The sequence below is a fragment of the Streptomyces sp. CB02980 genome, from assembly GCF_014451325.2.
Taxonomy (GTDB): Bacteria; Actinomycetota; Actinomycetes; order Streptomycetales; family Streptomycetaceae; genus Streptomyces.
This window is the reverse complement of the sequence record NZ_JACSCH020000055.1, coordinates 1-2,408: the sequence shown is the minus strand read 5'-3', so window position 1 is coordinate 2,408 and position 2,408 is coordinate 1. Positions and strand designations below refer to the sequence as shown.

Annotated in this window: 1 protein-coding gene; it reads left to right on the top strand. The window is 73.5% G+C overall.

The genetic code is table 11. From position 1 onward, the window contains the following. Positions 1-2,408 (top strand): condensation domain-containing protein (locus E0F75_RS39685; protein WP_229315908.1); only part of this gene is annotated, 2,408 nt, incomplete at both ends.

Genomic DNA, 2,408 nt, shown 5'->3' with positions numbered 1-2,408 from the left:
TCGGTGGCGCAGGCCGCGGTGATCGTGCGGGAGGACCGGCCCGGCGACAAGCGCCTCGTCGCCTACCTCGTCCCCGCCCTCGACACCCGCATCGACACCGAGGCCCTCCACGGCCACAGCGCCGACCGCCTCGCCGAGTACATGGTCCCCTCCGCCTTCGTCGAGCTCGCCGAACTCCCCCTGACCGCCAACGGCAAGCTCGACCGCCGTGCCCTGCCGCAGCCCCGGCTGAGCGGCGAGGGCGACGGACGGGCACCGCGCAACCCCGTCGAGGAGGTGCTGTGCGGCCTGTTCGCCGACGCCCTCGGCGAGCCCGCCGTCTCCATCGACGACGACTTCTTCCGCCTCGGCGGACACTCGCTCCTCGCCACCCGTCTGGTCGGCCGCGTCCGCACCGCCCTCGCCACCGAACTCTCCCTCCGCGACTTCTTCCTGTACCCGACCGTCGCCGGACTCGCCCGGCTGATCACCGCCGGCGCCGGGCAGGCCACGCGCCCCGCGCTCACCGCCGCCGGCCGGTCCGACGACGACCTCCCGCTCTCCGCCGCCCAGCGCCGCCTCTGGTTCCTCGACCAGATGGAGGGCCCCTCCGCCACGTACAACATCCCCCTCGCCGTACGCCTCACCGGCGCCGTCGACCAGGAGGTGCTGCGGCAGGCGCTCGGTGACGTGATCGCCCGCCACGAGGTCCTCCGGACCAGCTACCCGGTGCACGAGGGCGAGCCGCGCCAGCACGTCGCCGACCCCGAACAGGTCACCGTGCCGCTCACCGTCGCGACCGTCACCGACGACGAGCTGCCCGCCCGGCTCGCGGAGGAGACCGCGCACCTCTTCGACCTCGCCGCCGAACTCCCCCTGCACGCCGTGCTCCTCGACCTGGCACCGACCCGGAGCGTGCTCGTCCTGGTCGTGCACCACATCGCCTCCGACGGCTGGTCCAACACGCCCCTCATGCGGGACCTCGGCGCCGCCTACACGGCCCGCGCCCAGGGCACGGCGCCCGAGTGGGAGCCGCTGCCGGCCCAGTACGCCGACTACTCCCTCTGGCAGCGGGACCTGCTCGCCGACCACGAGGAGAACCAGCTCGCCCACTGGCGGGAGGCGCTCGCCCAACTTCCCACCGAGGTCACCCTGCCCACCAGCCGGCCCCGCCCGGTCGTGGCCTCCTACCGCGGCGCGACCCACACCGTGCACTGCCCGGCGGAGACCCACCAGGCACTCAGCACCCTCGCCAGGGAGCACGGCGTGACCCTGTTCATGGTGGCGCAGGCGGCCACCGTGGCCCTGCTGTCCCGTTCCGGGGCGGGCACCGACATCCCCCTCGGCTCGCTCGTCGCCGGGCGGACCGACGAGGCCCTGGAGGACCTGGTCGGGTTCTTCGTCAACACCCTCGTGCTGCGCACCGACGCATCCGGCGACCCGACCTTCCGCGAACTCCTCGACCGGGTCCGGGAGACCGACCTCGGTGCCTGGGCCCACCAGGACCTGCCCTTCGACCGGCTCGTGGAGACCCTCAACCCCGAGCGCTCCGCCGCCCGCCACCCCCTCTTCCAGGTCATGCTCACCCTCGCCGAGGCCGACGAGGCCGCGCCCCGGCTGCCGGGCGTCCGCGCCGAGACCCGACAACTGAGCGCGGGCATCGCCAAGTTCGACCTCACCGTCAACTTCTACGAGCACCGCGACCGCGTCGGTCACCCCAACGGCCTCGACGTCGTCCTCGAGTACGCCACCGACCTGTACGACCCCGACACCGTCGAGGCGGCCGGCGAACGGCTGGCCCGGGTCCTGGACGCCGTCATCGCCGACCCGGACGTCAAGGTCGCCGACATCGAACTGCTCTCCTCGGCCCAGCGTCACGCCCTGCTCGCCGACTACAACGACACCGCCGTGCCGCTCCCCGAGGGGGCGCTGCACGAGCTGTTCGCCGCCCAGGCCGCGCGGACGCCGGAGGCCGTGGCGCTGGTGTGCGGAGAGCGCGAGACGACGTACCGCGACCTCGACCGTGCGTCGGACGCGTTCGCCGCCCGGCTTGCCGCGCACGGAGTCGGGCCGGGTGGCGCCGTGGGCCTCTTCCTCGACCGGTCGGCGGAGTTCGTGGTCGCGGCCCTCGCCGTGCTCAAGGCGGGTGGCGCGTACGTGCCGCTGGACCCGCGCCAGCCGGAGGAGCGGCTCGCGTTCATCCTCGCCGACACGGGCGCGCCGCTCCTCGTCACCGACCGCGCGGCCCAGGAGGTCGGGTTCGCGCGGGACGTGGACATGCTGCCGGCTCCCGATGTGCGGGCCCTTCTCGCCGAGGCCGATGTCGTCGCACCTGAACTGTACGTCCATCCTGACCAGTTGGCGTATGTGATGTACACGTCGGGTTCGAGTGGTGTGCCGAAGGGTGTGGCGAACACCCATCGGAACGT